Below are 24,094 nucleotides of genomic sequence, written 5' to 3'. Positions count from 1 at the left end.
GGCGGCTCACCGTCCACCGACCGGCCCACAGGGCGGCGGGGCCCCGAGTGGCCGGCCCCGGACAGTGCCCGCACCGGACCGGCCACCGCAGGACCGGCCACCGCCCCCTGTTTCCCGTGGCCGACAATGATCCGGTGAACGACCTCGCCCTCCTCCTCACCCCCGAAGGCCGCGTTCTCCTCGACGAGGTGCGGGACACCGACCCGGCGCAGGAGCTGGCCGTCGCGACCCGGCTGCGCCGCGAGCACCCCGCCGAGCTGGTGTCGGCGGCGCTGGGACAGGCACGGCTGCGGCAGCGGGCGGTGGTGAAGTTCGGGGCCGAGGACGCGGGCCGGATGTTCTTCACGCCGAACGGCGTCGAGCAGTCGACCCGGGCGAGCGTGGCGGCCTACCGGGCCCGGCGCATGGCCGAGTCGGGCATCACATCGGTCGCCGACCTGTGCTGCGGCATCGGCGGTGACGCGATCGCGCTGGCCCGCGCCGGAATCCGGGTCCTGGCCGTGGACCGGGACCCGCAGACCGCCGCCGCGGCCCGGGCCAACGCCGACGCGCTGGACCTGGCCGGTCTCGTCGAGGTACGCGAGGCGGACGTGGCGGAGGTGGACACGGCCGGTTTTGACGCCGTCTTCGTGGACCCCGCCCGGCGCGGCGGACGCGGCCGGATCTTCGACCCCGAGGCCTACTCCCCTCCCCTGTCCTGGGCGGTCTCCGCCGCACGCCGGGCCCCTCGCGCCGCCGCGCTGAAGATCGCCCCCGGTATCCCGCACGAGGCGGTCCCCGAGGACGCCGAGGCCGAGTGGATCTCCGACGGCGGGGACGTCAAGGAGGCGGTGCTGTGGTTCGGCACCGAGCCGGGGGCGGTCCGGGCGACCCTCCTGCCGGGCCCCCGCAGTCTGCTCTCCCGGGGCCTGCCCGACCCGGACGTCCGCCCGCCCGGCCGCTACCTCTACGAGCCCGACGGCGCCGTCATCCGCGCCCACCTGGTCGCCGAGGTGGCCGACCAGGTCGACGGCGGCCTGCTCGACGCGACCATCGCGTACGTCACGGCCGACGCCCTGCGCCCGACCCCGTACGCCACGGCCTACGAGATCACCGACCACCTGCCCTTCAACGTCAAGAAGCTGAAGGCCCTCCTGCGGGAGCGGCAGGTCGGCACGCTGACCGTGAAGAAGCGGGGTTCGGCGGTCGAGCCGGAGGAGCTCCGCAGGAAGGTCAAGCCGCAGGGCCCGCACGCGGCGACGGTGTTCCTGACCAGGGTCGCGGGGTCACCGGCGATGCTCATCGGGCACCCCGTGCGGGCGTAGCCGTCAGACTGCCCGATGCGCATCCGGCGCCCCGCCCGGTCGCAGCCGTCAGGGACCGCCCGTTGTTCGCCGGGCACCCGGGCGGCCAGGCGCAGCCGTCAGGACTGCTCCGACGCCCGCCTCAGCAGCAGTTCCCGCTCCCGTTCGTTCCGGGTCAGGGACGCCGCCCGCTCGAACTCCGCCCGGGCCTCCTGCGGACGGCCGAGGCGGGCGAGGAGGTCGCCGCGGACGCTGGGCAGCAGGTGGTGGTCGCGCAGGGCCGGGTCGTCGGCCAGGGCGTCGACGAGGGCGAGGGCCCGGCCCGGGCCCTCGGACATCGAGACGGCCACCGCGCGGTTCAGCTCCACGACCGGGGACGGGGAGCGGGCGGCCAGGAGGCCGTAGAGGGTGGCGATGCGGGACCAGTCGGTCTCCTCGTGGGTGTACGCGTGCGCGTGGCAGGCGGCGATGGCCGCTTGCAGGGTGTACGGGCCCGGGGCGCCGGAGGAGGTGGCCGCCGCCCGGCCCAGCGCCGCGATGCCGCGGGCGATGAGCATGCGGTTCCAGCGGGAGCGGTTCTGGTCCTTCAGGAGGACCGGCTCACCGGAGGGACCCGTGCGGGCCGCCGTACGGGAGGCCTGGAGCTCCAGGAGCGCGGTGAGGCCGTGCACGTCGGGCTCCTTCGGCATCAGGGCCGACAGCACCCGGGCCAGGCGCAGGGCGTCCTCGCACAGGGACGGGCGGAGCCAGTCGTCGCCGGACGTGGCGGCGTATCCCTCGTTGAAGATCAGGTAGATGACGTCGAGGACCGAGCCGAGGCGGGCCTCGCGGTCGGGGCCGTGGGGTACCTCGAAGGCGATGTTCCGCGTCGCGAGGGTGCGTTTGGCGCGGACGACGCGCTGCGCGATCGTCGGCTCCGGGACCAGGAAGGCGCGGGCGATCTCAAGCGTGGTCAGGCCGCCGAGCAGACGCAGGGTGAGGGCGGTGCGGGCCTCGGTGGACAGGACCGGGTGGCAGTCGGTGAAGACCAGGCGCAGCAGGTCGTCGTCGATGTCGTCGGGGTCGGCGGGCTCCGATTTTTTCCGCGAGGCGTTTCCCCAGGTCAGCGCAGCGACTCCCACAGCCTCTTGGCCTCCGGTTCCTCGGCCACCACCCGGTTGGGATCCGACGGCGCCTGCACCACGGGCATCATCACCGTCCGTACCCCGTTCGCCGAGAGGCCCTGCAGGCTCTGCCCGAGGCGGGTCAGTTCGGCGAGGGAGTCCAGGCCGGTGTCGGTGGTGAGGCCGGCGGTGACGGTGTCGGCGACGCGGTACAGCTTGGCCGGGTCGGTGAGCAGGTCCTGGGAGGAGATCTGCTCCAGCAGGGCCTTCACCAGCTTCTGCTGAAGGCCTATGCGGCCCAGGTCGCTGCCGTCGCCTATGCCGTGCCGGGTGCGGGCGAGCGCGAGGGCCTGGGTGCCGTCCAGGTGATGGGTGCCCGCCTTCAGCCGCAGATGGCTGTCCTCGTCGGCGATGTCCTCGTCCGTGGTGACGGTGACGCCGCCCAGCGCGTCGACCAGCCGGGCGAAGCCGGAGAAGTCGATCTCGAGGTAGTGGTCCATGCGGACGTTCGTCATCGCCTCGACCGTCTTCACCGCACAGACCGGACCGCCCACCTCGTACGCGCTGTTGAACATCGAGTGGTGGGCGACCTGCGTCGAGCCCCCGGAGGGGCGTGGGCAGGACGGGCGGGTGACCAGGGTGTCGCGCGGGATGCTCACCACCGTCGCGCCGGTCCGCCCGGCGTCGAGATGGACGACCATCGCCGTGTCGGACCGGGCGCCCTCACTGTCGCCGCCGCCGATCCGGCGGTTCTCCTTGCCGCTGCGCGAGTCCGAGCCCAGGACCAGGATGTTGAGGGCCTCGCTCGGCGCGGCCGGGGCCGAGGGCGACGGTGTGCTCAGCGGCTTCGGCGGCCGGTCGTCGCCCAGCGCGCTGTCGATGTCGACGCCGGTGATGTTGTCGCTGAGATGCCAGTAGGCCCAGCCGGCCGCCCCGGCGCCCAGCACCAGCGTCCCCGCCAAGGTGAGGCCGGCGATCCTCAACGCTCTCGACCGCCGGCCCGCTTCTGTGTCCTGGTCCCCGTGGTGTCCCGTCACGAGCAGGAACATAAGTCCGAATTATTACGGCCAGGGAGCTCAGCGTGGCCTTTCTTCGGAAATTCTCAGATTCAGGACCCGGACCCACCGAAACTTTCGAAGGCGCCTCCGACTGTCTTCGGCTCGGGCGGAGGTGTCCGAAACACATCCCCTCGATACAGCGCCTACCGCTCCCCCGGCCCCGCGGTACTGCTGCGCACCACCAGGCTCGTCGCCAGTTCCACACGGGTCGCCGCCACAGCCCCCTCGTCCCGCCCGAGATCGAGGAGCAGCTTGGCCGCCGCCTCGGCCATCTCGGTCAGGGGCTGCCGTACGGTCGTCAGCGGCGGCCCGACCCAGGGCGCCACGGGCAGATCGTCGAACCCGACCACGCTCAGGTCCTCGGGAATGCGCAGCCCCAGCTCACGTGCGGCCTCGTACAGCCCGAGCGCCTGCAGGTCGTTCCCGGCGAAGACCGCGGTCGGCCGGTCCGGGCTGCGCAGCAGCTCCAGGCCGAGCCGGTAGCCGGCCTCGTGGTGGAAGTCGCCGCTCGCGATCAGGGCGGGATCCACCGGCAGCCCGGCCGTCTCCAGCGCGGCCCGGTAGCCGTCGATCCTGGCCCGGCTGCACATCATCTGCGAGGGTCCGCTGATCGCGCCGATCCTGCGGTGCCCCAGCTCGACCAGATGCCGGGTGGCCGCGAGACCGCCCTGCCAGTTGGTCGCGCCGATGGACGGCACGTCGGCGCCGGGGTCGCCGGCCGGGTCCATCACCACGAACGGGATGGACCGGCTGGTCAGCAGCGCCCGCTGCGACTCGTCGAGCCCGGACAGGACCAGGATCACGCCGTGCGGCCGGCGCGCGGCGACCTGGTCGGCCCAGGTCCGCCCGGGGGTGAGCCGCCCCGCGCTCTCGGACAGCACGACACTGAGGCCGGCGTCCCGGGCCACGTTCTCCACACCCCGGATGACCTCCATCGCCCAGGCGCTCTCCAGCTCGTGGAAGACCAGGTCGATCAGGGGCGAACGGGTCGCCTCGGCACGGCGGCGCCGGTAGCCGTGGACGCGCAGCAGGTCCTCGACGCGGGCCCGGGTGGCCGGGGCGACGTCGGCGCGGCCGTTCAGCACCTTCGAAACAGTCGGCGCCGACACACCGGCCTCACGGGCGATCTCGGCGAGCGTCGCGGTCTGCGCGGCACGCCCCTGCGTCCGGTTCTGCGTCCGGCTTTCAACGGGCTCCGGGGATGTCATGGCGGCGATCGTAACCCTGCGGGCCCCCTTGACGAAGTCCTCGCACCGCCATAGGTTCCCGGAACATTCGAAGTTCATAACGAAACATTCGTGAAAACGTTCGTGAGAGGGCCGTCCGTCCCCCCGACAGGAGCTTCATGACCACCGCGCCCTGGCGTGATCCCGCGCTGCCCGCCGCCGCCCGCGTCGACGACCTGCTCTCCCGGATGACCCTGGAGGAGAAGACCGCCCAGCTGTACGGCGTGTGGGTGGGCGCCGCGACGGACGGCGACGGGGTCGCTCCGCACCAGCACGACATGACCGTCGAGTCCTCCGACGAGGAATGGGACGAGCTGATCACCCACGGCCTGGGCCAGCTCACGCGCTCCTTCGGCACCGCCCCCGTCGACCCGGCGCTGGGCGCGCAGGCTCTGGCCCGCGCCCAGCGCCGTATCACCGAGGCCGGGCGCTTCGGCATCCCGGCGATCGCGCACGAGGAGTGCCTGGCCGGCTTCACCGCCTGGCAGGCCACGGCCTACCCGGTCCCGCTGGCCTGGGGCGCGACCTGGGACCCGCCTCTGGTCGAGGAAATGGCCCGGCGCATCGGCGACGACCTGCGCTCGGCCGGCGTCCACCAGGGTCTCGCGCCCGTGCTCGACGTCGTACGCGATCCGCGCTGGGGCCGTGTGGAGGAGACGATCGGCGAGGACCCGTACCTGGTCGGCACGGTCGGCGCGGCCTATGTGCGGGGCCTGGAAGCGGCGGGGGTCGTCGCCACGCTCAAACACTTCGCCGGGTACGCCTCCTCGGCCGGTGCCCGCAACCTCGCCCCGGTACGGGCCGGGGTGCGCGAGTTCGCCGACGTCACCCTGCCGCCCTTCGAGATGGCCCTGCGCGAGGGCGGCGCCCGCTCGGTGATGGCCGCCTACACCGAGACGGACGGTGTCCCGGCCTCCGCGGACCCCGGGCTGCTCACCCATCTGCTGCGCGAGGAGTGGGGCTTCACCGGCACGGTCGTCGCCGACTATTTCGGTATCGGCTTCCTCCAGACCCTGCACCGCGTCGCCGCGACCCCGGCCGGGGCGGCCCACGCGGCCCTCACCGCCGGCATCGACGTCGAACTGCCGACCGTCAAGTGCTACGGCCGGCCGCTGCTGGAGGCGGTCCGCTCGGGCGCGGTCCCCGAGGAGCTCGTGGACCGGGCGGCCCGTCGCGTCCTGTTCCAGAAGTGCGAACTGGGCCTGCTGGACGAGGACTGGACCCCGGAGCCGGCCACCGCGATCAACCTCGACTCGACGGGCAACCGCATCCTCGCCCGCCGTATGGCCGAGGAGTCGGTGGTCCTGCTCGACAACCCCGACGGCCTGCTCCCGCTGGCCCCCGACACCCGCATCGCGGTGGTCGGCCCCCGGGCGGCCGACGCCCTGGCCATGCTGGGCTGCTACTCCTTCCCGTCCCACGTCCTCACCCATCACCCCGAGGTGCCGGCCGGCATCGAGATCCCGACCGTCCTGGACGCGCTGCGCACCGAACTCCCCGATGCCAAGGTGACGTTCGCGCAGGGCTGCGACGTGACGGCCCCGGACACCGGGGGTTTCGAGGAGGCCGTCGCCCGCACCGCCGAGGCGGACGTGTGCGTGGCGGTCCTCGGCGACCGGGCGGGCCTGTTCGGCCGCGGCACCTCGGGCGAGGGCTGCGACGCCACGGATCTCGGCCTGCCGGGCATCCAGGGCGACCTGCTGGACGCGCTGGTCGCCACCGGCGTCCCCGTGGTGCTGGTGCTGCTGACCGGCCGTCCCTACGCCCTGGGCCGCTGGCAGGGCCGCCTCGGGGCGGTCGTCCAGGCGTTCTTCCCGGGGGAGGAGGGCGGCCCGGCGGTCGCGGGCGTCCTGTCGGGCCGTGTGAACCCCTCGGGCCGCCTGCCCGTCAGCGTCCCGCAGGTCCCGGGCGGGCAGCCCTGGACCTACCTGCAGCCGCCCCTGGGCCTGGCGGGCGAAGTCAGCAACCTCGACCCGACCCCGCTGTACGCCTTCGGCCACGGCCGCTCGTACACGGCGTTCACCTGGGAGGACTGCTCGGCGACGCAACCGGCCGAGGTCGGCACGGACGGCTCCCACGACGTGTCGGTGACCGTCCGGAACACCGGCGAGCGCGAGGGGGCCGAGGTCGTGCAGCTGTATCTGCACGACCCGGTGGCCTCGGTGACCCGCCCCGACGTCCGGCTGATCGGCTACCGGCGGGTGGAGCTGGCCCCAGGCGAGGCGGCCCGGGTCACGTTCCGCTTCCACGCGGACCTGTCGGCGTTCACCGACCGTTCGGGCCGCCGGGTGGTGGAACCGGGCGCCCTGGAACTGCGGCTGGCCGCCTCCAGCGCGGACGTACGGCACATCGCGCACCTCACCCTCACGGGCCCGGTGCGGGCGCTCGGCGCGGAGCGGCGGCTGCGCTGCGAGACGGAGGTGTCCCCGGTCCCCGGCTGACCGGCCCGGTCAGTCGGCCGCCACCGACTCGAACCGCCAGCGATGCACCGCCCGGCTGATCAACTCACCGTCAGGCTCGGGCAGTTCGGGCAGCTCGGCGTCGAAGGGCGCGTCCCACCAGGTGAGGACGAGGACCCGGTCCTGGGGCGCCCGGAAGGTTTCCCGGCGCAGGGGCTCACGGGGGAGCTTCTGGGCGCGCGCCCAGGCCAGCAGGTCCTCGCCCCGTCCCTCGGACGCCCGGGCCTCCCACATCAAGGCGACCGTCACGAGTACAGGTTCTCCTTGCTGACCTCGTGCACATGGTCGTGGTCGCCCGGGACGTGAGGCTCCGTCACCGGCAGCGAGGAGTCCGCCGACAGGTCCCAGCTCGACGCCGCCCGGTTCCGGGCGACCATCTCGGCGCCCAAGGCGGCGACCATCGCGCCGTTGTCCGTGCACAGCTTGGGCCGCGGCACGCGCAGCCGGATCCCGGCGGCCTCGCAGCGCTCCTGGGCGAGGACACGCAGCCGGGAGTTGGCGGCCACGCCGCCGCCGATCATCAGGTGGTCGACGCCCTCGTCCTTGCACGCCCGGACGGCCTTGCGGGTCAGCACGTCCACGACCGCCTCCTGGAAGGACGCCGCCACGTCCCGCACGGGCACCTCCTCCCCCGCCGCCCGCTTGGCCTCGATCCAGCGCGCCACGGCGGTCTTCAGTCCCGAGAAGGAGAAGTCGTAGGCCGGGTCGCGCGGGCCGGTCAGGCCCCGGGGGAAGGCGATCGCGGTCGGGTCGCCCTCCTTCGCGTACCGGTCGATGACGGGGCCGCCGGGGAAGCCGAGGTTCAGCACACGGGCGATCTTGTCGAAGGCCTCGCCGGCCGCGTCGTCGATGGTGGCGCCCATCGGGCGGACGTCGGAGGTGATGTCCGAGGACAGCAGCAGCGAGGAGTGGCCGCCGGAGACCAGCAGGGCCATGGTCGGCTCGGGCAGCGCGCCGTGCTCCAGCTGGTCCACGCAGATGTGCGAGGCGAGGTGGTTGACGCCGTAGAGGGGCTTGCCGAGGGCGTAGGCGTAGGCCTTCGCCGCGGAGACGCCGACCAGCAGGGCACCGGCGAGACCGGGACCGGCGGTGACGGCGATGCCGTCGAGGTCGCGGGCGGTGACGCCCGCCTCCTTCAGGGCGCGGTCGATGGTGGGGACCATCGCCTCCAGGTGGGCGCGGCTCGCGACCTCCGGGACGACACCGCCGAAGCGGGCGTGCTCGTCGACGCTGGAGGCGACGGCGTCGGCCAGCAGGGTGGTGCCCCGGACGATGCCGACGCCGGTCTCGTCGCAGGACGTCTCGATTCCCAGTACGAGGGGTTCGTCAGCCATTGATCTCGGTTCCTTGTACGGAGTTCTCGGGGGAGGTCAGGCGCATCACCAGGGCGTCCACGTTGCCGGGCTGGTAGTAGCCGCGCCGGAAACCGATGGGCTCGAAGCCGAAGCGCTCGTAGAGCTTCTGTGCGCGGACGTTGTCGACCCGGCACTCCAGCATCACCTCGGCGCACTCGAAGGTGGTGGCCGCCCGCAGCAGTTCGGCCAGCAGACGTCCGCCCAGGCCGGTGCCCCACAGGGCGCGGGACACGGCGATGGTCTGGACGTCGGCCTGCTCGCCGGTGGCGACGAGACCGGCGTACCCGACGATCCCGGAGCCGGACTCGGCGACCACGTACCGCCGGTTGGCCTCGGGCCCGCGCGCGTGGGCCAGCTCGGACCAGAACATGCCCCGGGACCAGGCGTCCTCGGGGAACAGGTCCCGCTCCAGCTCCAGCACGGGGTCGATGTCCCACCAGCGCATCTCGCGCAGCGTGCACGTCACGGGTTCGGTCACTTGGGCGTGACCACCTTGTAGTTCTTGGGGACCTGGGCGTCGGGGCGGCGCAGGTACAGCGGCCGGGGCGCGGGGAGTTCCTCACCGGCCGCCAGCTTCTCGGCGGCCAGCCGGGCGAGGGCGGCGGCGGAGACGTGCTCCGGCTCGTGCGCCTTGGGGAAGGTCTCCGGGTACAGCAGCGCGCCCGCGCCGACCGCGGGCAACCCCGCGACCTGCTCGGCGATGTCGGCGGGCCGGTCCACGGCCGGGTCGGTCACCCGGGTGCGGGAGTCGCTGTAGCGGGCCCAGTACACCTCCTTGCGGCGGGCGTCGGTGGCGACGACGAACGGGCCCTGCAGGTCGGCGGCGTAGGCTAGGCCGTCCAGCGTGCACACGCCGTGCACGGGGACGCCGAGCGCGAGCCCGAAGGTGTCGGCGGTCATCAGGCCGACGCGCAGCCCGGTGTACGGTCCGGGACCGATCCCGGCGACGACCCCGGTGACGGCGTCGAGCCGCAGACCGGCCTCGGCGAAGACCCGGTCGATCGCAGGCAGCAGCAGTTCCCCGTGCCGCCGCGCGTCCACCTGACTCGACGAGGCGATGACATCGCGTCCGTCGTGCAGCGCGACGGTGACGGCGGGCGTGGCGGTATCCAGAGCGAGCAAGAGCACGCAAACAGCCTACGGCTCCCCGGGGCCCGGCACGGTCGCGCCTGTCGGGTCGTCGCCTGCTGCTACCGTCACCTACCGTCACGACAGGGACGCAGGACGTGAGGTGGACGCCGGTGGCAACCAGCAGCTCGGGAATCGTGGCCGGGCTCACCGCCGCGGCCCTAGCGACGGTCGGCTACCTCGCCCACCAGGCGGCCGAGACCCTCCCGGCCGGTCTGGGCAGGGCGGCGAAGGCGGGTGTCGCGCCGGCGGCCGGCACATCGAAGGCACCCCAGGTCAAGAAGGACCCCACCGCGCTGCCCCCCGAATCCGGCAAGGGCGCCCGGGTCGTCTACTCGCTGCGCGGCGACCGGGTGTGGCTGGTCGCCGGGGACGAGGCGATCAGCCGTACCTTCGAGGTCGACCCGAGTGCGGTGGACCCGGCCCCGGGCACCTACTCGGTGACGTCCCGCTCCAACTCGATCACCGGCTCCGACGGCGTACCGGTCGAGCACGTGGTGCGCTTCGCGAGTGTGGACGGCGTGGTCATCGGCTTCAGCGCGGCCGTGAACGAGTCGGCCACCCCGGCCCCCGCCCCCGGCCCGAAGGTCCGCACGGGCGGTATCCGCGAGTCCCGCGCGGACGGCGACGCGATGTGGACGTTCGCGACGATCGGCCGCACGGTCGTGGTCGTCCGCTAGGGCCTGCCGGCGGATCAGGCCTCAGGCCGCCTCACGATGCCCGGGGACCCGCTCCGAGAATTCCGGCTCGGGAGCGCGCGGGGGCGTGGAGATCAGCGCCGCCGCCTCGCCGGCCGCCAGCAGGTCGCGCATGGACACCCCGGCGACCGCGAACCACTGCGGCTGCCCCTTGCTCTCTGTAGCCGACATGGACGCCTCCCGAAGGGACGGGGCAACGTAGTTAGGCAGACCTAACCACTGACTGGATACCATGTGACCACGCACAAGACGCCGGATGCAACATCTTGCCGACGTCTTGTCGGAACGTCCATCAAATGCCCGCACACCGGGACTCAGGCGGCGAGCACGCTCAGGTCCGCCGTGGCCCAGCGTTCCCCCACACCGGTGACCGTCATCTGCCGGACCTCGTCGGTCGTGTCGCCCACCGCCCGGTGGATCACGACCTGGAGCCGGTCCTCGGTCAGCTCCTCGACCTTGCCCTCGCCCCACTCCACGACCACCACGGAGTCGGGCAGCGAGACGTCGAGGTCGAGGTCCTCCATCTCGTCGAGACCGCCGGACAGGCGGTAGGCGTCGACGTGGACCAGCGGCGGTCCCTCGCCCAGCGAGGGGTGCACCCGGGCGATCACGAAGGTCGGCGAGGTGACGGCCCCGCGCACGCCGAGCCCCTCGCCCAGGCCTCGGGTCAGCGTCGTCTTGCCCGCGCCGAGTTCCCCGCTGAGCATCACCAGGTCACCGGCGCGCAGCAGTTTCGCGAGCCGGCGGCCCAGCTCCCGCATCTGCTCGGGGGACGTGACGACGATCTGGACGGAACCGGGCTCAGCCGGGCTGTGCGGTGCTGGTGCTTCCATAGCCCTTCACGGTAGCCCCTGCGGGCACGGCACCCGTGCGGGTGAGCAGGTCGGCGAGGCGGTCGGTGACCACTTCCGGGTGTTCCAGCATCACCAGGTGCCCCGCGTCCGGCACCAGCACCAGCTCGGCGTCCGGGAGCAGATCGGCGATGGCCTCGCTGTGCTCACTCGGCGTGACCAGGTCGTGTACCCCGGCCAGCACGAGGACCGGCTGGTCGGCGAAGTGGGCCAGCGCCTCGGTCTTGTCGTGGTCGTTGAACGCCGGGTAGTACTCGGCGACCACGTCGATCGGTGTGCTCTCGATCATCCGCTCGGCGAACCGGGCGACGGCCGGGTCGACGTCCCGGGACGCGAAGGAGTACCGCTTGATGATCCCGGCGAACAGGTCCGCGGTCGCCCGGCGTCCCTTCTCCACCAGCTCGGCCCGCTGCCCCAGCGCCTTCAGCACCCCGGGCAGCACCCGCCGCACCGCGTTGACCCCGGCGACGGGCAGGCCGTAGTTGACCTCGCCGAGCCGCCCCGACGACGTGCCCACGAAGGCGACCCCGACGACCCGCTCGCGGATCAGCTCCGGGTACTGGTCGGCCAGCGCCATCACCGTCATGCCGCCCATGGAGTGCCCGACGAGCACCAGCGGCCCCTCGGGTGCCGCCGCGTCTATGACGGACTTCAGGTCCCGGCCCAGCTGCTCGATGGTGACCGGCTCGTCGTCCCGCGTCTGGGCCACGCCCCGCCCGGACCGGCCGTGGCTGCGCTGGTCCCAGTGCACGGTCCGCACGACGCCCCGCAGGGCCGCCCGCTGGAAGTGCCAGGAATCCTGGTTGAGGCAGTAGCCATGGCTGAACACGACGGTGACGGGAGCGGGCGACTTGCGGCCGAACAGCCGGCGGCGACGCGGGCCGAGGGCGGCGGGGGCGGCCTCCTCGTCGAGGTCGTCGACCTCGTAGTACAGCTCCGTGCCGTCGTCGGCGAACGCCTTGCCGGGCATCCCCCGCAGGGAGCCGTAGGGTCCCGCCGAGTCCAGTGCGAGCCGGGCCTTCTGGCGCATGCCGCGGCCGACCGTCATCCGCTCCAGGGCGACACCGGCGGCCGCGCCCGCGGCCACCACGCCTATCGCCACACCGGCGATACCGGTCGCCCGGCGCCAGCCTCCCGCCGCCCCCGCGGCGGAGGCCGCGACGGCCGCGGAGGCGACGTCCGCGACGACCTCCGCGCTGCTCTCGCTCACGTACCGCTCCTCTTCGCCGGGGTGCCGATCGGGTGACTCGGGTCGGGTGATGCTGATGTTGCCTTTGTGGCTGCCGTTGCTCGCGTGACCGGTTCTCTGTGCGAGTTACCCGTCCTGTTCCTCATTCACATAGACGCGAGGAACACGCGTTCCGATCCGGGTCACGATTTCGTAGGCGATGGTTCCGGCCGCCTGGGCCCAGTCCTCCGCGGTGGGCTCACCCCGGTCCCCGGCCCCGAAGAGGACCGCCCGGGTCCCCGCCGCGGGTTCGTCGCCCCCCAGATCCACCACGAACTGGTCCATGGCGACCCTCCCGGCGATCGTGCGCCACTTGCCCTCGACCAGCACCGGCCCGGCCGAGGAGGCGTGCCTCGGGATGCCGTCCGCGTAGCCCAGCGGCACCAGGCCGAGGGTGGTCGGGCCGGGTGTCACGTACCGGTGGCCGTAGCTGACGCCGTGCCCGCCCGGTACCTGCTTGACCAGGGCCAGCGAGGCGGACAGCGTCATCACCGGGCGCAGCCCGAAGTCGGCCGGGGTGCCGAGCTCGGGGCTGGGCGAGATGCCGTAGGTGGCGATGCCGGTGCGGACCAGGTCGAAGTGGCTGTCGGGGAGCGTGAGGGTGGCCGGGGAGTTGGCGATGTGCCGGACCTCGGGCCGTACGCCCCGCCCCTCGGCGTGGGCGACCATGTCCCGGAACACGGCGAGCTGGGCGGCGATGGAGGGGTGCCCTGGCTCGTCGGCGCAGGCGAAGTGCGACCACAGCCCCGTGACGCGCAGCAGCCCCTCGGCCTCGGCCCGCAGCGCCGCATCGACGAGCGCGGCCCAGTCGGCCCCGGGCTGGCAGCCGTTGCGTCCGAGGCCGGTGTCGGCCTTCAGCTGCACCCGAGCGGGCCGGCCGGCTCCCCTGGCCGCCTCGACGACCTCCTCCAGGGCCCACATCGCGCTGACCGACACGTCCAGCTCGGCCTCGATCGCCTCGCACCAGGGCCCGCCGGGCGTCCACAGCCAGCACATGATGCGGCCCGGCAACCCGGCGGCCCGCAGGGCCAGGGCCTCCTCGGGCGTGGCCGTGCCCAGCCAGGTCGCCCCGGCGGCGAGCGCCGCGCGGGCGCACGGCACAGCCCCGTGGCCGTACGCCTCGGACTTCACCACGGCCATGACGGCCGCGCCCGGCGCATGGGCGCGCAGGGCCCGCACATTGGCCCGCAGGGCCGCCAGGTCGATCTCGGCGCGGGCCCGCAGGGGCGCGGTCGCGGCTGTTCTCTCGCTCATCGCGCCCAGTGTCTCAGAGGGCTCCGACGGCGGGTCGGCTACATGCCCCTGTGCGTCGCCCACGGCCGGAGCGACGCGGCAGCGAGCCGACGGCGGTGTGCGGCGATCCGTACCGGGACGACGGCCCGGGCGGGTCGACCGGCGTCGGCCCGTGATTCCCCTGCCGCCATCGGAGTGGTTTCCCTCGTATCCGGGCCGTCACCCCAGCACATTCCGCCAAGCCTCCGGCACCGCCCCGGCCACGCCATACCCACCGGCGCCCACCCGCGCCGGCCCCGGCCAACCCATCCAGATACCTCAGGCCGTCACCCCAGCACATTCCGCCAAGCCTCCGGCACCGCCCCGGCCACGCCATACCCACCGGCGCCCACCCGCGCCGGCCCCCGGCCAACCCATCCAGATACCTCAGGCCGTCACCCCAGCACATTCCGCCAGGCCTCCGGCACCGCCTCGGCCACATCGTGCGCCCCCACCGGCGCCCCGTCCGCCGCCAGCCGCCCGGCGAGTCCGTGCAGATACGCCCCGACGCTCCCCGCGTCCACCGCGGACAGCCCCGCCGCCAGCAGCGATCCGCCGAGCCCCGACAGCACGTCCCCGCTCCCGGCCGTGGCCAACCACCCCGTCCCCGTCGGGTTCACCCGCACCGCGCCGCCTCCCGAGTCGGCCACCAGCGTCGTGGATCCCTTCAGCAGCACCGTCGCCCCGTACCGCCGGGCCAGCTCCCGGACCGCAGCCAGCCGGCCGCCCTCGACCTCCGCCCGGTCCACACCCAGCAGGGCCGCCGCCTCCCCCGCGTGCGGTGTCATCAGCGTCGGCGCCCGCCGCCCCCGCACGACCTCGGCGTCCGCCAGCCGCAGCCCGTCCGCGTCGATCAGCACCGGCACGTCCGCCGCCAGCACCTCCGCCACCGTCGCGGCGTCGTCCCCGGCCCCCGGTCCCACGACCCACGCCTGCACCCGCCCGGCGTGCTTCGGCCCCTGGTCCGACACGAGCGTCTCGGGGAACCGCGCGATGACCGCGTCCCCGGCCGGCCCGACGTACCGCACGGCCCCGGCCCCACCCCGCAGCGCGCCCGAGACGGCCAGCACGGCGGCCCCCGGGTAGCGCGCCGACCCGGCGGCGATGCCGACCACGCCCCGCCGGTACTTGTCGCTCTCCGCCCGCGGCACCGGCAGCAGCTCCGCCACGTCCCCGTGCTGCAACGCCTCCAGCTCCGGCTCGGCGGGCAGCTCCAGCCCGATGTCGACCAGCCGCACCGACCCGGCGTACTCCCGCGCCGGATCGATCAGCAGCCCCGGCTTGTGGGTCCCGAAGGTCACGGTCAGGTCGGCCCGCACCGCGGCCCCGTGCACCTCCCCGGTGTCGGCGTCGACACCGCTCGGCAGGTCGACGGCCACCACGGCTCCCCGCGACCGCCCGGCAGCGGCGGCCAACGGCACCGCGTCCGGCCGCAGTCCCCCCTTGCCCCCGATCCCGACGATCCCGTCGAGGACGAGGTCCGCGTCCTCGACGAGCGCCTCGCCCTGACCGGCCCTCGCGACCCGCCCCCCGGCCCGCCGCAACGCCGCGAGCCCCGCCGCGTGCGCCCGCTCCGGCGCGAGCAGCACCGCGGTGACACCGGCCCCCCGCCGGGCCAGCCGGGCCCCCGCGTACAGGGCGTCACCCCCGTTGTCACCGCTGCCGACCAGCAGCACCACCCTGCTGCCGTACACCCGCCCCAGCAGGTCGGCGCAGGCCGCGGCGAGCCCGGCGGCGGCGCGTTGCATCAGCGCCCCCTCCGGCAGCCGCACCATCAGCTCCCGTTCGGCGTTCCGGACCGTCTCCACGCTGTAGGCAGTACGCATGCGGTCGAGTTTCCCGTAGGACCGCCGGGCCACTCCCCCTCAGACGCACCTCGCGCATCTCCCCGCTCTGCGATCCGTGCCGCGCCCATTGACGCTTTGCCGTCCCTTTGCCAGACTCCCGGCCGCGAAGAAAGCGCTTGCAGCGCTCGCACACACCCCCACGTCCGACGAAACCGAGGCCCCCCATGGGACGCAGAGCCGCATTACTCGCCGCCCTCGCCGCCACCGCCCTCCTCACCACGGCCGGCACCCTGACCGCCCCCGCCACGGCCGCACCCACGCGCGCACTGGCCTGCGGCGACGGTTCCTACCAGGCCGAGGCCGTGCAGAGCGGCAACAACTGGACCGCCCGGCGCGGCGGCACCACGGTCCACACCGGCACCGACATGCGCGCCGCCGTACAGGCGGCCGTCAACAGCCTGACCGCGGGCCGCACCTCGAAGGAACGGGTCGTGGTCCGCGGCTCGGGCTCGATCTCGGCCGGCTCCCGCATCTCCCTGCCGAGCTACACCGTCCTCGACGTCTGCGGCACCATCAACGTCACCGGCAGCGGTTCGGGCGACCAGGCGCCGGTCTACTCCCGCGGCACCCGTGACATCGAGGTCCAGAACCTCAAGCTCACCGGCACCCCGCTCTACGGCATCTTCCTGCGCAACGTCCAGAACGTGAGGCTCGGCCAGATCGACATGCGCCTCTCCCGCGGCCTGGGCGTCCGCATCGACAACCGCGGCGACACCAGCCAGTGGACGCGCAACGTCCGCATCGACGACGTCTACGTCTCCGGCGCGTCCAGCCACGCGGTCGAGACCTACGGCGTCGACGGCCTGACCATCGGCACGGTGACGGCCCGCGACGTCGGCGAGTCCGGCCTGCTGCTCAACCAGACCATCAACGCCGACGTCACCAAGGTGGACGCGGAGAACGCGGGCACGGGCACCGGCTACGCCGCCTTCCGCATGGCCAACCGCAACGGCCGGGTCGGCAGCGGCTACCCCACCAACATCCGCGTCGGCGAGGTCGTCGCCCGCGGCGGCGGACGTGGCGTCTTCTGTGTCTCCGAGAGCGGTGGCGCGACGATCGACCGGGTGACGCTCTCCAACACCGGCAACAACTCGGTCCTGATCGAGAACTGCTACAACGTCAACCTCGCGGCGCGGAGCGGCACCATCACCGGCGGCGGCGAACTGCGCCTGGCCGCCCGCTCGGAGTTCCCCAACAACAGGGACATCACTGTCCAGAACCTGACGGTCACCAACTCGGCCATCAGGGAGAGCCCGTGCGGCGAGAACACGACGTTCCGCAACATCACCCGGGTGAACAGCAGCCAGACGATCTGCTGACCCCCCCTGATCCGCTGACCGCCCCCCTGATCCGCTGACCGCCCCCCTGCCCCGAGGCCCCCGCCACCACACCGGCTGGGGGCCTCGGGACCGGAGCAGCCGCCTTTGCGTGAGGTTTCCCCTTGCGGGTCGCCGCCGTCGGCCCGAGCTGTGCCGAAGCGGGCGTCGGCCGGCAGGGCTCGTCGGGGTCTGCTCACCTACGATGACGCGGTGAAGTTCGTGATGGTGCCGGGCGGTTGGCAGGGCGGTTGGGTGTTCGACTCGGTGGCCGCCGAGTTGCGCCGAGACGGCCATCATGTCGAGGCGGTGACCCTGTCGGGGCTGGAGTCGGACGGTCCGGTGGATGTGGCCCGTCCGCCGAACCTCGACACCCACATCGACCAGGTAGCCGAGATCATCGACCGCGGCGACGGAACGCCCGTCGCGCTGTGCGGGCACAGCTACGGCGGGATGGTGATCGCCGGTGTGGCGGACCGGCTCGGCGACCGCCTCGACCAGCTCGTCTTCATCGACGCCTACGTCCCGGACGACGGGGATTCGTGCTGGTCCCTGACCAGTGACAGCTTCCGGGAGTTGTTCATCTCCGGCGCCCGCGCCGACGGCCGATGGGTCGCAGTGCCCGAGGGGCTCGACCCGCGCGCCCGACCGCACCCGATGGCGAGCTTTGTCCAGTCGATCAGACTGGGAGGCGACTTTGGCCGTGCGCTCGGCCGGACGTTCATCAGCGGTGGCGCGTGGACGGGCAGCCCGTTCGTGAACCTGACCGAACGGTTGCGCAACGACTCGGGCTGGCGGGTTCACGAAATTCCCGTCGGCCACAACATCGCCCGCCGCGACCCGCACAGCCTCGCGGCCGTCCTCGCCGCATTGCCGCCCGGCTCCTCACATCCCGGCTCCTGACATCCCGGCTCCTCACATCCCGGCTCCTCACATCCCGGCTCCTGACATCCCGGCTCCTGACCGTCGTGCTCCCCGTCCGGTACCATCGATCCACGTTTTGAACTTGTTCAAATGGGGGATCGGCGAGACATGACCAGCTCGACAGCGCCCGGCGACACGGACAGCCCGGCCACCGCCCTCGGCCCCACGGCCCTGGTCCTCGGCACCTTCTCGGCCGTGGGCACCTGGGCGTTCCTGTTCCCATGGACCGTTCTGGCCGGAGCCCTCGCGATGACGTTCGGCGCGACGGGCCTCCACTACGCCCGCAAGGGCATGGGCCGGATGTGGCCGGCGGCGGCCGGTACGGTCCTGGGCGCGATCGGCTTCATCGGCACGGTCACGCTGATCTGGACCCTGTCCTAGAGGTGCTCTCACCCCTCTGCGATGACCACCGCGGAGGCGACGCCCGCGTCGTGACTCAGCGACACGTGCCAGCTCCGCACGCCGAGCTCGGCGGCCCGGGCGGCCACCGTCCCGGTCACCCGCAGCCAAGGCCGCCCGGTGTCCTCGACACACACCTCGGCGTCGGTCCACAACAGACCCGGCGGAGCACCGAGCGCCTTGGCCAACGCCTCCTTGGCCGCGAACCGCGCGGCGAGCGAGGCAGCCCCCCGCCGCTCCCCGCTGGGCAGCAGCAACTCCCGTTCCACGAACAGCCGTCCGGCCAGCGCGGGCGTACGCTCCAGTGAAGCCGCGAACCGTTCGATCTCGGCAACGTCGATGCCGACCCCGATGATGCTCATGGGCAGCACCCTACGGTGACGGGCCGGATCCGGCGGAAAAGGCTCCCGAGGCGCCGCCTGCGCGACCCGCGATCTTCAACTCCCCCTCCCAGAGGTAGAGTTCGCGCTGACCGCGATGAGCAAACGGCATCGCACCAAACGGGAGGACACCGATCCCATGAAGTTCAAGTCGCTGGGGACCGCAGCCAGTGCCATAGCTCTCCTCGCCACGGCCCTCACCGGCACCGTCGCCACCGCCGGCACCGCCGCCGCGGCGACGCAGCCCGACTGCAGCAGCGCGCTGACCAACGTGAAGCCCAAGGCGACCGTCAACCTCCGCAGCCAGCCCAAGACGAGCTCGACCGCTCTCGGCACCTGGGGCAAGGGCCAGAAGGGCGGAATCTGCTTCGGCGGTAGCAAGCCCGTCACCGGCGGCAGCTACACGGCCTGCGGCAAGACGAGCAACAAGTGGTACTTCGGCGGCCCCAACAGCACCAGCGTGGAGGGCTGGGTCCCGGCGACCTGCCTGCCCATCTGAGCCGAGCACCCGACGGCCTGACCGGCTGTCCGAGGGGCGAACGGCAGCGAGCCGTTCGCCCCTTCCTCACGTGCCCGGGCAACGCGCCCCGCTCACTCCCCCGCCCACTCCTCCACCCTCACTCCACCGTCACCGACTTCGCCAGGTTCCGGGGCTGGTCCACCTCGTTGCCGCGGGCCGTCGCCAGCTCACAGGCGAACACCTGCAGCGGCACCGTGGCCACGAGCGGCTGCAGCAGGGTCGGCGTGGCCGGTACCCGGATCAGGTGATCCGCGTACGGCACGACCGCCTCGTCACCCTCCTCCGCGATCACGATCGTCCGCGCGCCGCGCGCCCGGATCTCCTGGATGTTGGACACGATCTTGTCGTGCAGCACCGACCGGCCGCGCGGCGACGGCACCACCACGACCACCGGCAGGTCCTCCTCGATCAGCGCGATCGGCCCGTGCTTCAGCTCCCCGGCCGCGAACCCCTCCGCGTGCATGTAGGCGAGTTCCTTGAGCTTCAGCGCGCCTTCGAGCGCCACCGGATACCCCACGTGCCGCCCGAGGAACAGCACCGTCTTCTTCGAGGCCAGCGTGCGTGCCAGCTCCCGCACCGGCTCCATCGTGCCCAGCACCTCCTCCACGGCACCGGAGATGGAGGACAGGTCGCGGATCACCGCCCGGATCTCGTCGCCCCACTTCGTGCCGCGCACCTGGCCCAGGTACAGCGCGACCAGGTAGCACGCCACGAGCTGCGTCAGGAACGCCTTGGTCGAGGCGACGGCCACCTCCGGCCCGGCGTGCGTGTACAGCACCGCGTCCGACTCGCGCGGGATCGTCGAGCCGTTGGTGTTGCAGATCGCCAGCACCCTGGAACCCTGCTCACGGGCGTGCCGCAGCGCCATCAGCGTGTCCATGGTCTCGCCGGACTGGGAGATGGCGATCACCAGCGTCTGCGCGTCCAGGATCGGGTCCCGGTAGCGGAACTCGCTCGCCAGCTCCACCTCGCAGGGCAGCCGCGTCCAGTGCTCGATCGCGTACTTGGCGATCATCCCGGCGTGGAAGGCCGTACCGCAGGCGACGATGACGACCTTGTCGATCTCCCGGAGCACGGCCGCCGGGATCCGCACCTCGTCCAGCGACAGAGACCCGGAGCCGTCGATCCGGCCCAGGAGCGTGTCGGCGACCGCCTTGGGCTGCTCGGCGATCTCCTTGAGCATGAAGTAGTCGTAGCCGCCCTTCTCGGCGGCCGAGGCGTCCCAGTCGACGTGGTAGGAGCGCACGTCGGCCGGGCGGCCGTCGAAGCCCGTCACCGTCACGCCGTCCCGGCGCAGCTCCACCACCTGGTCCTGCCCGAGCTCGATCGCCGAGCGCGTGTGGGCGATGAACGCGGCGACGTCCGACGCGAGGAAGGCCTCGCCCTCCCCGACACCGACCACCAGCGGCGAGTTGCGCCGCGCGCCCACGACCACGTCCGGCTCGTCGGCGTGCACGGCGACCAGCGTGAACGCGCCCTCCAGCCGCCGGCACACCAGCCGCATCGCCTCGGCGAGATCAGCGCAGGAGGAGAACTCCTCGGCGAGCAGGTGCGCCACGACCTCGGTGTCCGTCTCGGAGGACAGCTCATGGCCGCGCTCCGTCAGCTCGGCCCGCAACAGGGCGAAGTTCTCGATGATGCCGTTGTGCACGACCGCGACCCGTCCCGCGTTGTCGATGTGCGGGTGGGCGTTGGTGTCCGTCGGCCCGCCGTGCGTGGCCCAGCGGGTGTGTCCGATGCCCGTCGCGCCGGTCGGCAGCGGTCTGCCGCCCAGTTCCTTCTCCAGGTTGAGCAGCTTGCCGGCCTTCTTCGCCGCCGCCAGCCCGCCGTCGGCCAGGACGGCGACGCCCGCCGAGTCGTACCCCCGGTACTCCAGCCGCTTCAGCCCGGCCATCACCACATCGAGCGCCGACTGCGGCCCCACGTATCCCACGATTCCGCACATGAGCCGCAGCCTACGGGCCGACGCTCTTGGAAAACCCCTTCCCCGTGCCCGGAATCGGAAATAATCCAGTCTTCCGTGGCTCCCGCGACGGCTCCTCAGACCTTCGCCCGGTAAGCCCGCATGGCCAGCGGGTAGAACACCAGCGCGATGCCCGCCGCCCACACCAGCGACCACAACACCGGCTCCGCCACGGCCCCGCCCAGCAGCAGCCCCCGGAACGCGTCCGACAGGTGTGTCACCGGATTGACGTCGCTCCACGCCTGGAGCCAGCCGGGCATCGTGTCGACGACGACGAACGCGCTGCTGGTGAAGGTGATCGGGAAGATGAGCGTGAAGGCGAACGCCTGGACCTTCTCGGCGTCGCCCGCCAGCATCCCGATCAGCACCGCGCTCCAGGACACGGCCGCGGCGAACACCACCACCAGCAGTGTGCCGAGCAGGAATCCGCCGAACCCGCCGGTGATGCGGAAGCCCAGGGCCAGGCCGAGGCCGATCATCAGCAGCAGCGCCCACAGGTGCTTGGCGAGGTCGGCGGTGATCCGCCCGATGAGCGGGGCGGAGCGGGCGATGGGCAGGCTGCGCAGCCGGTCGAAGACGCCCTTGGTGAGGTCGGTGTTGAGGGCCATCGCCGTGTACATGGTCATGAACAAGGTGTTCTGCACGATGATCCCGGGCAACGCGTACTTCAGATACGCGTCGGGCGAGCCGGCCATCTGCCCGCCCAGCACATAGGTGAACAGGAACACGAACATGATCGGCGTGATGCTGTAGTCGACCAGTTCGAGCGGGTTGTGCTTGACGGCGACCAGGCTCCGCCAGGCCATCGTGAAGGTCTGCCGCAGCCCGGCGAGGGGCGGCACCCGGCCCGCCGCGGTGACCGGTGCGGTGAGGGTGGTGGCGGTGGCCGTCATGACCGGCTCACCGCCTTCTCCAGCCCGTCGTCGTCACGGACGGTGTCGTCACCGTCGTGGACGGCCGCACCGCCGTCCTCCTCGGCCTCGCCCGGCTCGGCGCGATGGCCGGTCAGGGAGAGGAAGACCTCGTCGAGCGAGGAGCGGCGCAGGGCCAGCTCCCCGACCGCGATGCCCTCCCGGTCCAGCGCCCGCACCACGGCAGGCATCAGCTCGGGGTCCTTCACCGGCGCGGTGACCGTCTCGCCCTCGATCCGGGCCGCCGGCCCGGCGGCCCCGGCCACCAGCGCGTGCGCCCGCACCAGGTCCTGCCCGACGATCGGCCTGAGCTCCAGCACCTGGCCGCCGACCTGCGCCTTCAACTGGTCCGGCGTGCCCTCGGCGATCACACGGCCCTTGTCGATCACCACGATGTCGTCGGCGAGGACATCGGCCTCGTTCAGGTACTGCGTGGTCAGCAGGGCGGTCGCACCGTCCGCGACCAAGCCGCGCAGCAGGTCCCACAACTCACCACGGCTGTGCGGATCGAGGCCCGTGGTCGGCTCGTCGAGGAAGAGGATGCTGGGCCGGCCGACGAGGCTGGCCGCGAGGTCCAGGCGTCTGCGCATGCCGCCCGAGAAGGTCTTGGCGGCCCGCCCGGCCGCATGGGTCAGCTGGAACCGCTCCAGCAGTTCACCGGCCCGCGCCTTCGCCTCCCGCCTCGGCAGACCCAGCAGCCGGCCGATGAGCAGCAGGTTCTCCGTGCCGGTCAGGTTCTCGTCGACCGCCGCGTACTGCCCGGTCAGCCCGACGAGGGAGCGTACGACCCCGGCCTCCCGGACCACGTCGTGGCCGGCCACCCGGGCCCTGCCCCCGTCCGGGCGCAGCAGTGTCGCGAAGATCCGCACCGCGGTCGTCTTCCCCGCACCGTTGGGGCCCAGCAGCCCGAGCACCGTGCCCTTGCGGGCCGCCAGGTCGACGCCGGCCAGTGCCTCCGTCTCCTTGAACCGCTTGACCAGGCCTTCCGCCTCTATCGCGTACGTCATGGGTACCCCCAGGCGTTCGTGGACCCCGGACCGGGCCCACCCTTTCCACAACTGTGACGCACGCCACTGACATTCCTCCTGGATCAGCCTTTCTCAGCTGTAAGCGGGGCGAACGGCTCGCGTGACGGATCCCACCTCACCGTCCGTTCGTACGCCCGTAACAATGGACTGTGATCTCTCCGGTCTCCCCGATGCCCCGGAGCGCCCACCGGCCCCGCCCGGAGGCGACTCCCTACGTCGACCTCACCCGAGCCGAGTGGAGTGCGCTGCGTGACAAGACGCCGCTTCCGCTGACGGCCGAGGAGGTCGAGAAGCTGCGCGGTCTCGGCGACGTGATCGACCTCGACGAGGTGCGGGACATCTACCTCCCGCTGTCCAGACTTCTCAACCTCTACGTCGGTGCCACCGACGGCCTCAGAGGCGCGCTGAACACGTTCCTGGGCGAGCAGGGCTCCCAGTCGGGCACCCCGTTCGTCATAGGGGTCGCCGGTTCGGTCGCCGTGGGCAAGTCGACGGTCGCCCGCCTCCTGCAGGCCCTGCTCTCCCGCTGGCCCGAGCACCCACGCGTCGAGCTGGTCACCACCGACGGCTTCCTGCTGCCCACGAAGGAACTCCAGGCGCGCGGCCTGATGTCCCGCAAGGGCTTCCCGGAGTCCTACGACCGCCGGGCCCTGACCCGTTTCGTCGCCGACATCAAGGCCGGCAAGAACGAGGTCACCGCGCCCGTCTACTCCCACCTGATCTACGACATCGTCCCCGACAAGAGGCTCACGGTCCGCCGCCCCGACATCCTGATCGTCGAGGGCCTGAACGTCCTCCAGCCGGCCCTGCCCGGCAAGGACGGCCGCACCCGCGTGGGTCTGGCCGACTACTTCGACTTCAGCGTGTACGTCGACGCCCGCGTCGAGGACATCGAGACCTGGTACCTCAACCGCTTCCGCAAGTTGCGCGCCACCGCCTTCCAGAACCCGTCCTCGTACTTCCGCAAGTACACCCAGGTCTCGGAGGAGGAGGCCCTGGACTACGCCCGGACGATGTGGCGCACGATCAACCGGCCCAACCTGGTGGAGAACATCGCCCCCACTCGCGGCCGGGCCGCCCTCGTCCTGCGCAAGGGCCCGGACCACAAGGTGCAGCGGCTGAGCCTGCGCAAGCTGTGACGCCCG

At 72.6% G+C, this 24,094-nt stretch carries 24 protein-coding genes; 8 read left to right on the top strand and 16 right to left on the bottom strand.

All coding sequences use genetic code 11. The annotated features are described in order from the left end of the window. The first annotated feature begins 134 nt into the window (after nucleotides 1-134). A complete protein-coding gene (locus ACFY5B_RS18885; protein ID WP_389970320.1) occupies nucleotides 135-1,304 on the top strand; it encodes a methyltransferase domain-containing protein in 1,170 nt (389 codons plus the stop codon). Between the two features lie 98 nt (nucleotides 1,305-1,402). Here ACFY5B_RS18885 and ACFY5B_RS18880 read toward each other — a convergent pair whose 3' ends face one another. From ACFY5B_RS18880 to ACFY5B_RS18870, 3 genes are all read right to left on the bottom strand, one after another. Further along, entirely contained in the window at nucleotides 1,403-2,404 is a 1,002-nt protein-coding gene (locus tag ACFY5B_RS18880; protein WP_389970317.1) for an RNA polymerase sigma factor, read from the bottom strand. Beyond that, complete coding sequence (locus ACFY5B_RS18875; protein ID WP_389970314.1) at nucleotides 2,386-3,435, bottom strand: LCP family protein; 1,050 nt, start codon at nucleotides 3,433-3,435, stop codon at nucleotides 2,386-2,388. Before ACFY5B_RS18875 ends, ACFY5B_RS18880 begins: the two co-directional genes overlap by 19 nt. Before the next feature lie 152 nt (nucleotides 3,436-3,587). Beyond that, nucleotides 3,588-4,652, bottom strand: coding sequence for a LacI family DNA-binding transcriptional regulator (locus ACFY5B_RS18870; RefSeq protein WP_389970312.1), 1,065 nt, complete (start codon nucleotides 4,650-4,652; stop codon nucleotides 3,588-3,590). A 137-nt stretch (nucleotides 4,653-4,789) separates the two neighbouring features. Between ACFY5B_RS18870 and ACFY5B_RS18865 the strand changes: the two genes are divergently transcribed. Further along, nucleotides 4,790-7,111: a glycoside hydrolase family 3 N-terminal domain-containing protein gene (locus ACFY5B_RS18865; RefSeq protein WP_389970309.1), complete on the top strand. Its 2,322-nt coding sequence runs from the start codon at nucleotides 4,790-4,792 to the stop codon at nucleotides 7,109-7,111. A 9-nt stretch (nucleotides 7,112-7,120) separates the two neighbouring features. Here ACFY5B_RS18865 and ACFY5B_RS18860 read toward each other — a convergent pair whose 3' ends face one another. From ACFY5B_RS18860 to tsaB, 4 genes are read right to left on the bottom strand one after another with little or no spacing between them, the layout of a single operon-like run. Further along, complete coding sequence (locus tag ACFY5B_RS18860; protein ID WP_389970307.1) at nucleotides 7,121-7,378, bottom strand: hypothetical protein; 258 nt, start codon at nucleotides 7,376-7,378, stop codon at nucleotides 7,121-7,123. Next, on the bottom strand, nucleotides 7,375-8,463 hold the full coding sequence (gene tsaD / locus ACFY5B_RS18855; RefSeq protein ID WP_344459282.1) for a tRNA (adenosine(37)-N6)-threonylcarbamoyltransferase complex transferase subunit TsaD: 1,089 nt from the start codon (nucleotides 8,461-8,463) through the stop codon (nucleotides 7,375-7,377). Before tsaD ends, ACFY5B_RS18860 begins: the two co-directional genes overlap by 4 nt. Beyond that, entirely contained in the window at nucleotides 8,456-8,962 is a 507-nt protein-coding gene (rimI, locus tag ACFY5B_RS18850; RefSeq protein WP_389970302.1) for a ribosomal protein S18-alanine N-acetyltransferase, read from the bottom strand. Before rimI ends, tsaD begins: the two co-directional genes overlap by 8 nt. Beyond that, complete coding sequence (tsaB, locus tag ACFY5B_RS18845) at nucleotides 8,959-9,612, bottom strand: tRNA (adenosine(37)-N6)-threonylcarbamoyltransferase complex dimerization subunit type 1 TsaB (protein WP_389970299.1); 654 nt, start codon at nucleotides 9,610-9,612, stop codon at nucleotides 8,959-8,961. The genes rimI and tsaB overlap by 4 nt, the downstream gene beginning before the upstream one ends. A 113-nt stretch (nucleotides 9,613-9,725) precedes the next feature. Between tsaB and ACFY5B_RS18840 the strand changes: the two genes are divergently transcribed. After that, on the top strand, nucleotides 9,726-10,292 hold the full coding sequence (locus ACFY5B_RS18840) for a hypothetical protein (protein WP_389970297.1): 567 nt from the start codon (nucleotides 9,726-9,728) through the stop codon (nucleotides 10,290-10,292). Between the two features lie 21 nt (nucleotides 10,293-10,313). On the opposite strand, the gene ACFY5B_RS18835 is transcribed toward ACFY5B_RS18840, so the two are convergent. The 5 genes from ACFY5B_RS18835 to ACFY5B_RS18815 form a co-directional block, all read right to left on the bottom strand. Then, nucleotides 10,314-10,481, bottom strand: a complete 168-nt coding sequence (locus tag ACFY5B_RS18835; protein ID WP_389970294.1) for a hypothetical protein — start codon at nucleotides 10,479-10,481, stop codon at nucleotides 10,314-10,316. 143 nt (nucleotides 10,482-10,624) lie between these two features. Further along, the gene (gene tsaE / locus ACFY5B_RS18830) at nucleotides 10,625-11,143 is read right to left on the bottom strand and encodes a tRNA (adenosine(37)-N6)-threonylcarbamoyltransferase complex ATPase subunit type 1 TsaE (protein ID WP_361950617.1); all 519 of its coding nucleotides are present in this window, start codon (nucleotides 11,141-11,143) and stop codon (nucleotides 10,625-10,627) included. Beyond that, nucleotides 11,112-12,371 carry an alpha/beta fold hydrolase gene (locus tag ACFY5B_RS18825; RefSeq protein WP_389970290.1) on the bottom strand — a complete coding sequence of 420 codons (1,260 nt, stop codon included), beginning with the start codon at nucleotides 12,369-12,371 and terminating at the stop codon, nucleotides 11,112-11,114. The genes tsaE and ACFY5B_RS18825 overlap by 32 nt, the downstream gene beginning before the upstream one ends. A gap of 105 nt (nucleotides 12,372-12,476) precedes the next feature. After that, nucleotides 12,477-13,643 (bottom strand): alanine racemase, encoded by a 1,167-nt coding sequence (gene alr / locus ACFY5B_RS18820; RefSeq protein WP_389970287.1) that lies wholly within the window; start codon nucleotides 13,641-13,643, stop codon nucleotides 12,477-12,479. A 413-nt stretch (nucleotides 13,644-14,056) separates the two neighbouring features. Then, nucleotides 14,057-15,487, bottom strand: a complete 1,431-nt coding sequence (locus tag ACFY5B_RS18815) for an NAD(P)H-hydrate dehydratase (RefSeq protein WP_389970285.1) — start codon at nucleotides 15,485-15,487, stop codon at nucleotides 14,057-14,059. 185 nt (nucleotides 15,488-15,672) lie between these two features. Between ACFY5B_RS18815 and ACFY5B_RS18810 the strand changes: the two genes are divergently transcribed. The 3 genes from ACFY5B_RS18810 (at nucleotide 15,673) to ACFY5B_RS18800 (ending at nucleotide 18,129) form a co-directional block, all read left to right on the top strand. Further along, nucleotides 15,673-16,827, top strand: coding sequence for a hypothetical protein (locus tag ACFY5B_RS18810; protein ID WP_389970283.1), 1,155 nt, complete (start codon nucleotides 15,673-15,675; stop codon nucleotides 16,825-16,827). A gap of 210 nt (nucleotides 16,828-17,037) precedes the next feature. After that, nucleotides 17,038-17,727, top strand: coding sequence for an alpha/beta fold hydrolase (locus ACFY5B_RS18805; protein ID WP_389970280.1), 690 nt, complete (start codon nucleotides 17,038-17,040; stop codon nucleotides 17,725-17,727). A gap of 129 nt (nucleotides 17,728-17,856) precedes the next feature. Further along, on the top strand, nucleotides 17,857-18,129 hold the full coding sequence (locus ACFY5B_RS18800; protein ID WP_389970277.1) for a hypothetical protein: 273 nt from the start codon (nucleotides 17,857-17,859) through the stop codon (nucleotides 18,127-18,129). An 8-nt stretch (nucleotides 18,130-18,137) separates the two neighbouring features. On the opposite strand, the gene ACFY5B_RS18795 is transcribed toward ACFY5B_RS18800, so the two are convergent. After that, the gene (locus ACFY5B_RS18795) at nucleotides 18,138-18,509 is read right to left on the bottom strand and encodes a holo-ACP synthase (RefSeq protein WP_389970274.1); all 372 of its coding nucleotides are present in this window, start codon (nucleotides 18,507-18,509) and stop codon (nucleotides 18,138-18,140) included. A 115-nt stretch (nucleotides 18,510-18,624) separates the two neighbouring features. Between ACFY5B_RS18795 and ACFY5B_RS18790 the strand changes: the two genes are divergently transcribed. Beyond that, the gene (locus tag ACFY5B_RS18790) at nucleotides 18,625-19,026 is read left to right on the top strand and encodes a hypothetical protein (protein ID WP_389970271.1); all 402 of its coding nucleotides are present in this window, start codon (nucleotides 18,625-18,627) and stop codon (nucleotides 19,024-19,026) included. A 118-nt stretch (nucleotides 19,027-19,144) separates the two neighbouring features. Here ACFY5B_RS18790 and glmS read toward each other — a convergent pair whose 3' ends face one another. From glmS to ACFY5B_RS18775, 3 genes are all read right to left on the bottom strand, one after another. After that, nucleotides 19,145-20,992 carry a glutamine--fructose-6-phosphate transaminase (isomerizing) gene (gene glmS, locus ACFY5B_RS18785; protein ID WP_389970268.1) on the bottom strand — a complete coding sequence of 616 codons (1,848 nt, stop codon included), beginning with the start codon at nucleotides 20,990-20,992 and terminating at the stop codon, nucleotides 19,145-19,147. Between the two features lie 95 nt (nucleotides 20,993-21,087). Next, on the bottom strand, nucleotides 21,088-21,903 hold the full coding sequence (locus tag ACFY5B_RS18780; protein WP_389970266.1) for an ABC transporter permease: 816 nt from the start codon (nucleotides 21,901-21,903) through the stop codon (nucleotides 21,088-21,090). Next, complete coding sequence (locus ACFY5B_RS18775) at nucleotides 21,900-22,928, bottom strand: ATP-binding cassette domain-containing protein (RefSeq protein ID WP_389970263.1); 1,029 nt, start codon at nucleotides 22,926-22,928, stop codon at nucleotides 21,900-21,902. The genes ACFY5B_RS18780 and ACFY5B_RS18775 overlap by 4 nt, the downstream gene beginning before the upstream one ends. 191 nt (nucleotides 22,929-23,119) lie before the next feature. Between ACFY5B_RS18775 and coaA the strand changes: the two genes are divergently transcribed. Continuing rightward, on the top strand, nucleotides 23,120-24,088 hold the full coding sequence (gene coaA, locus ACFY5B_RS18770) for a type I pantothenate kinase (protein WP_389970842.1): 969 nt from the start codon (nucleotides 23,120-23,122) through the stop codon (nucleotides 24,086-24,088). Nucleotides 24,089-24,094: the final 6 nt, after the last annotated feature.

Source organism: Streptomyces sp. NPDC013187 (assembly GCF_042899705.1).
Classification (GTDB): domain Bacteria; phylum Actinomycetota; class Actinomycetes; order Streptomycetales; family Streptomycetaceae; genus Streptomyces; species Streptomyces hawaiiensis_A.
The sequence above is the reverse complement of the archived record's forward strand: the minus strand, read 5'-3'. Positions and strand labels throughout refer to the sequence as shown.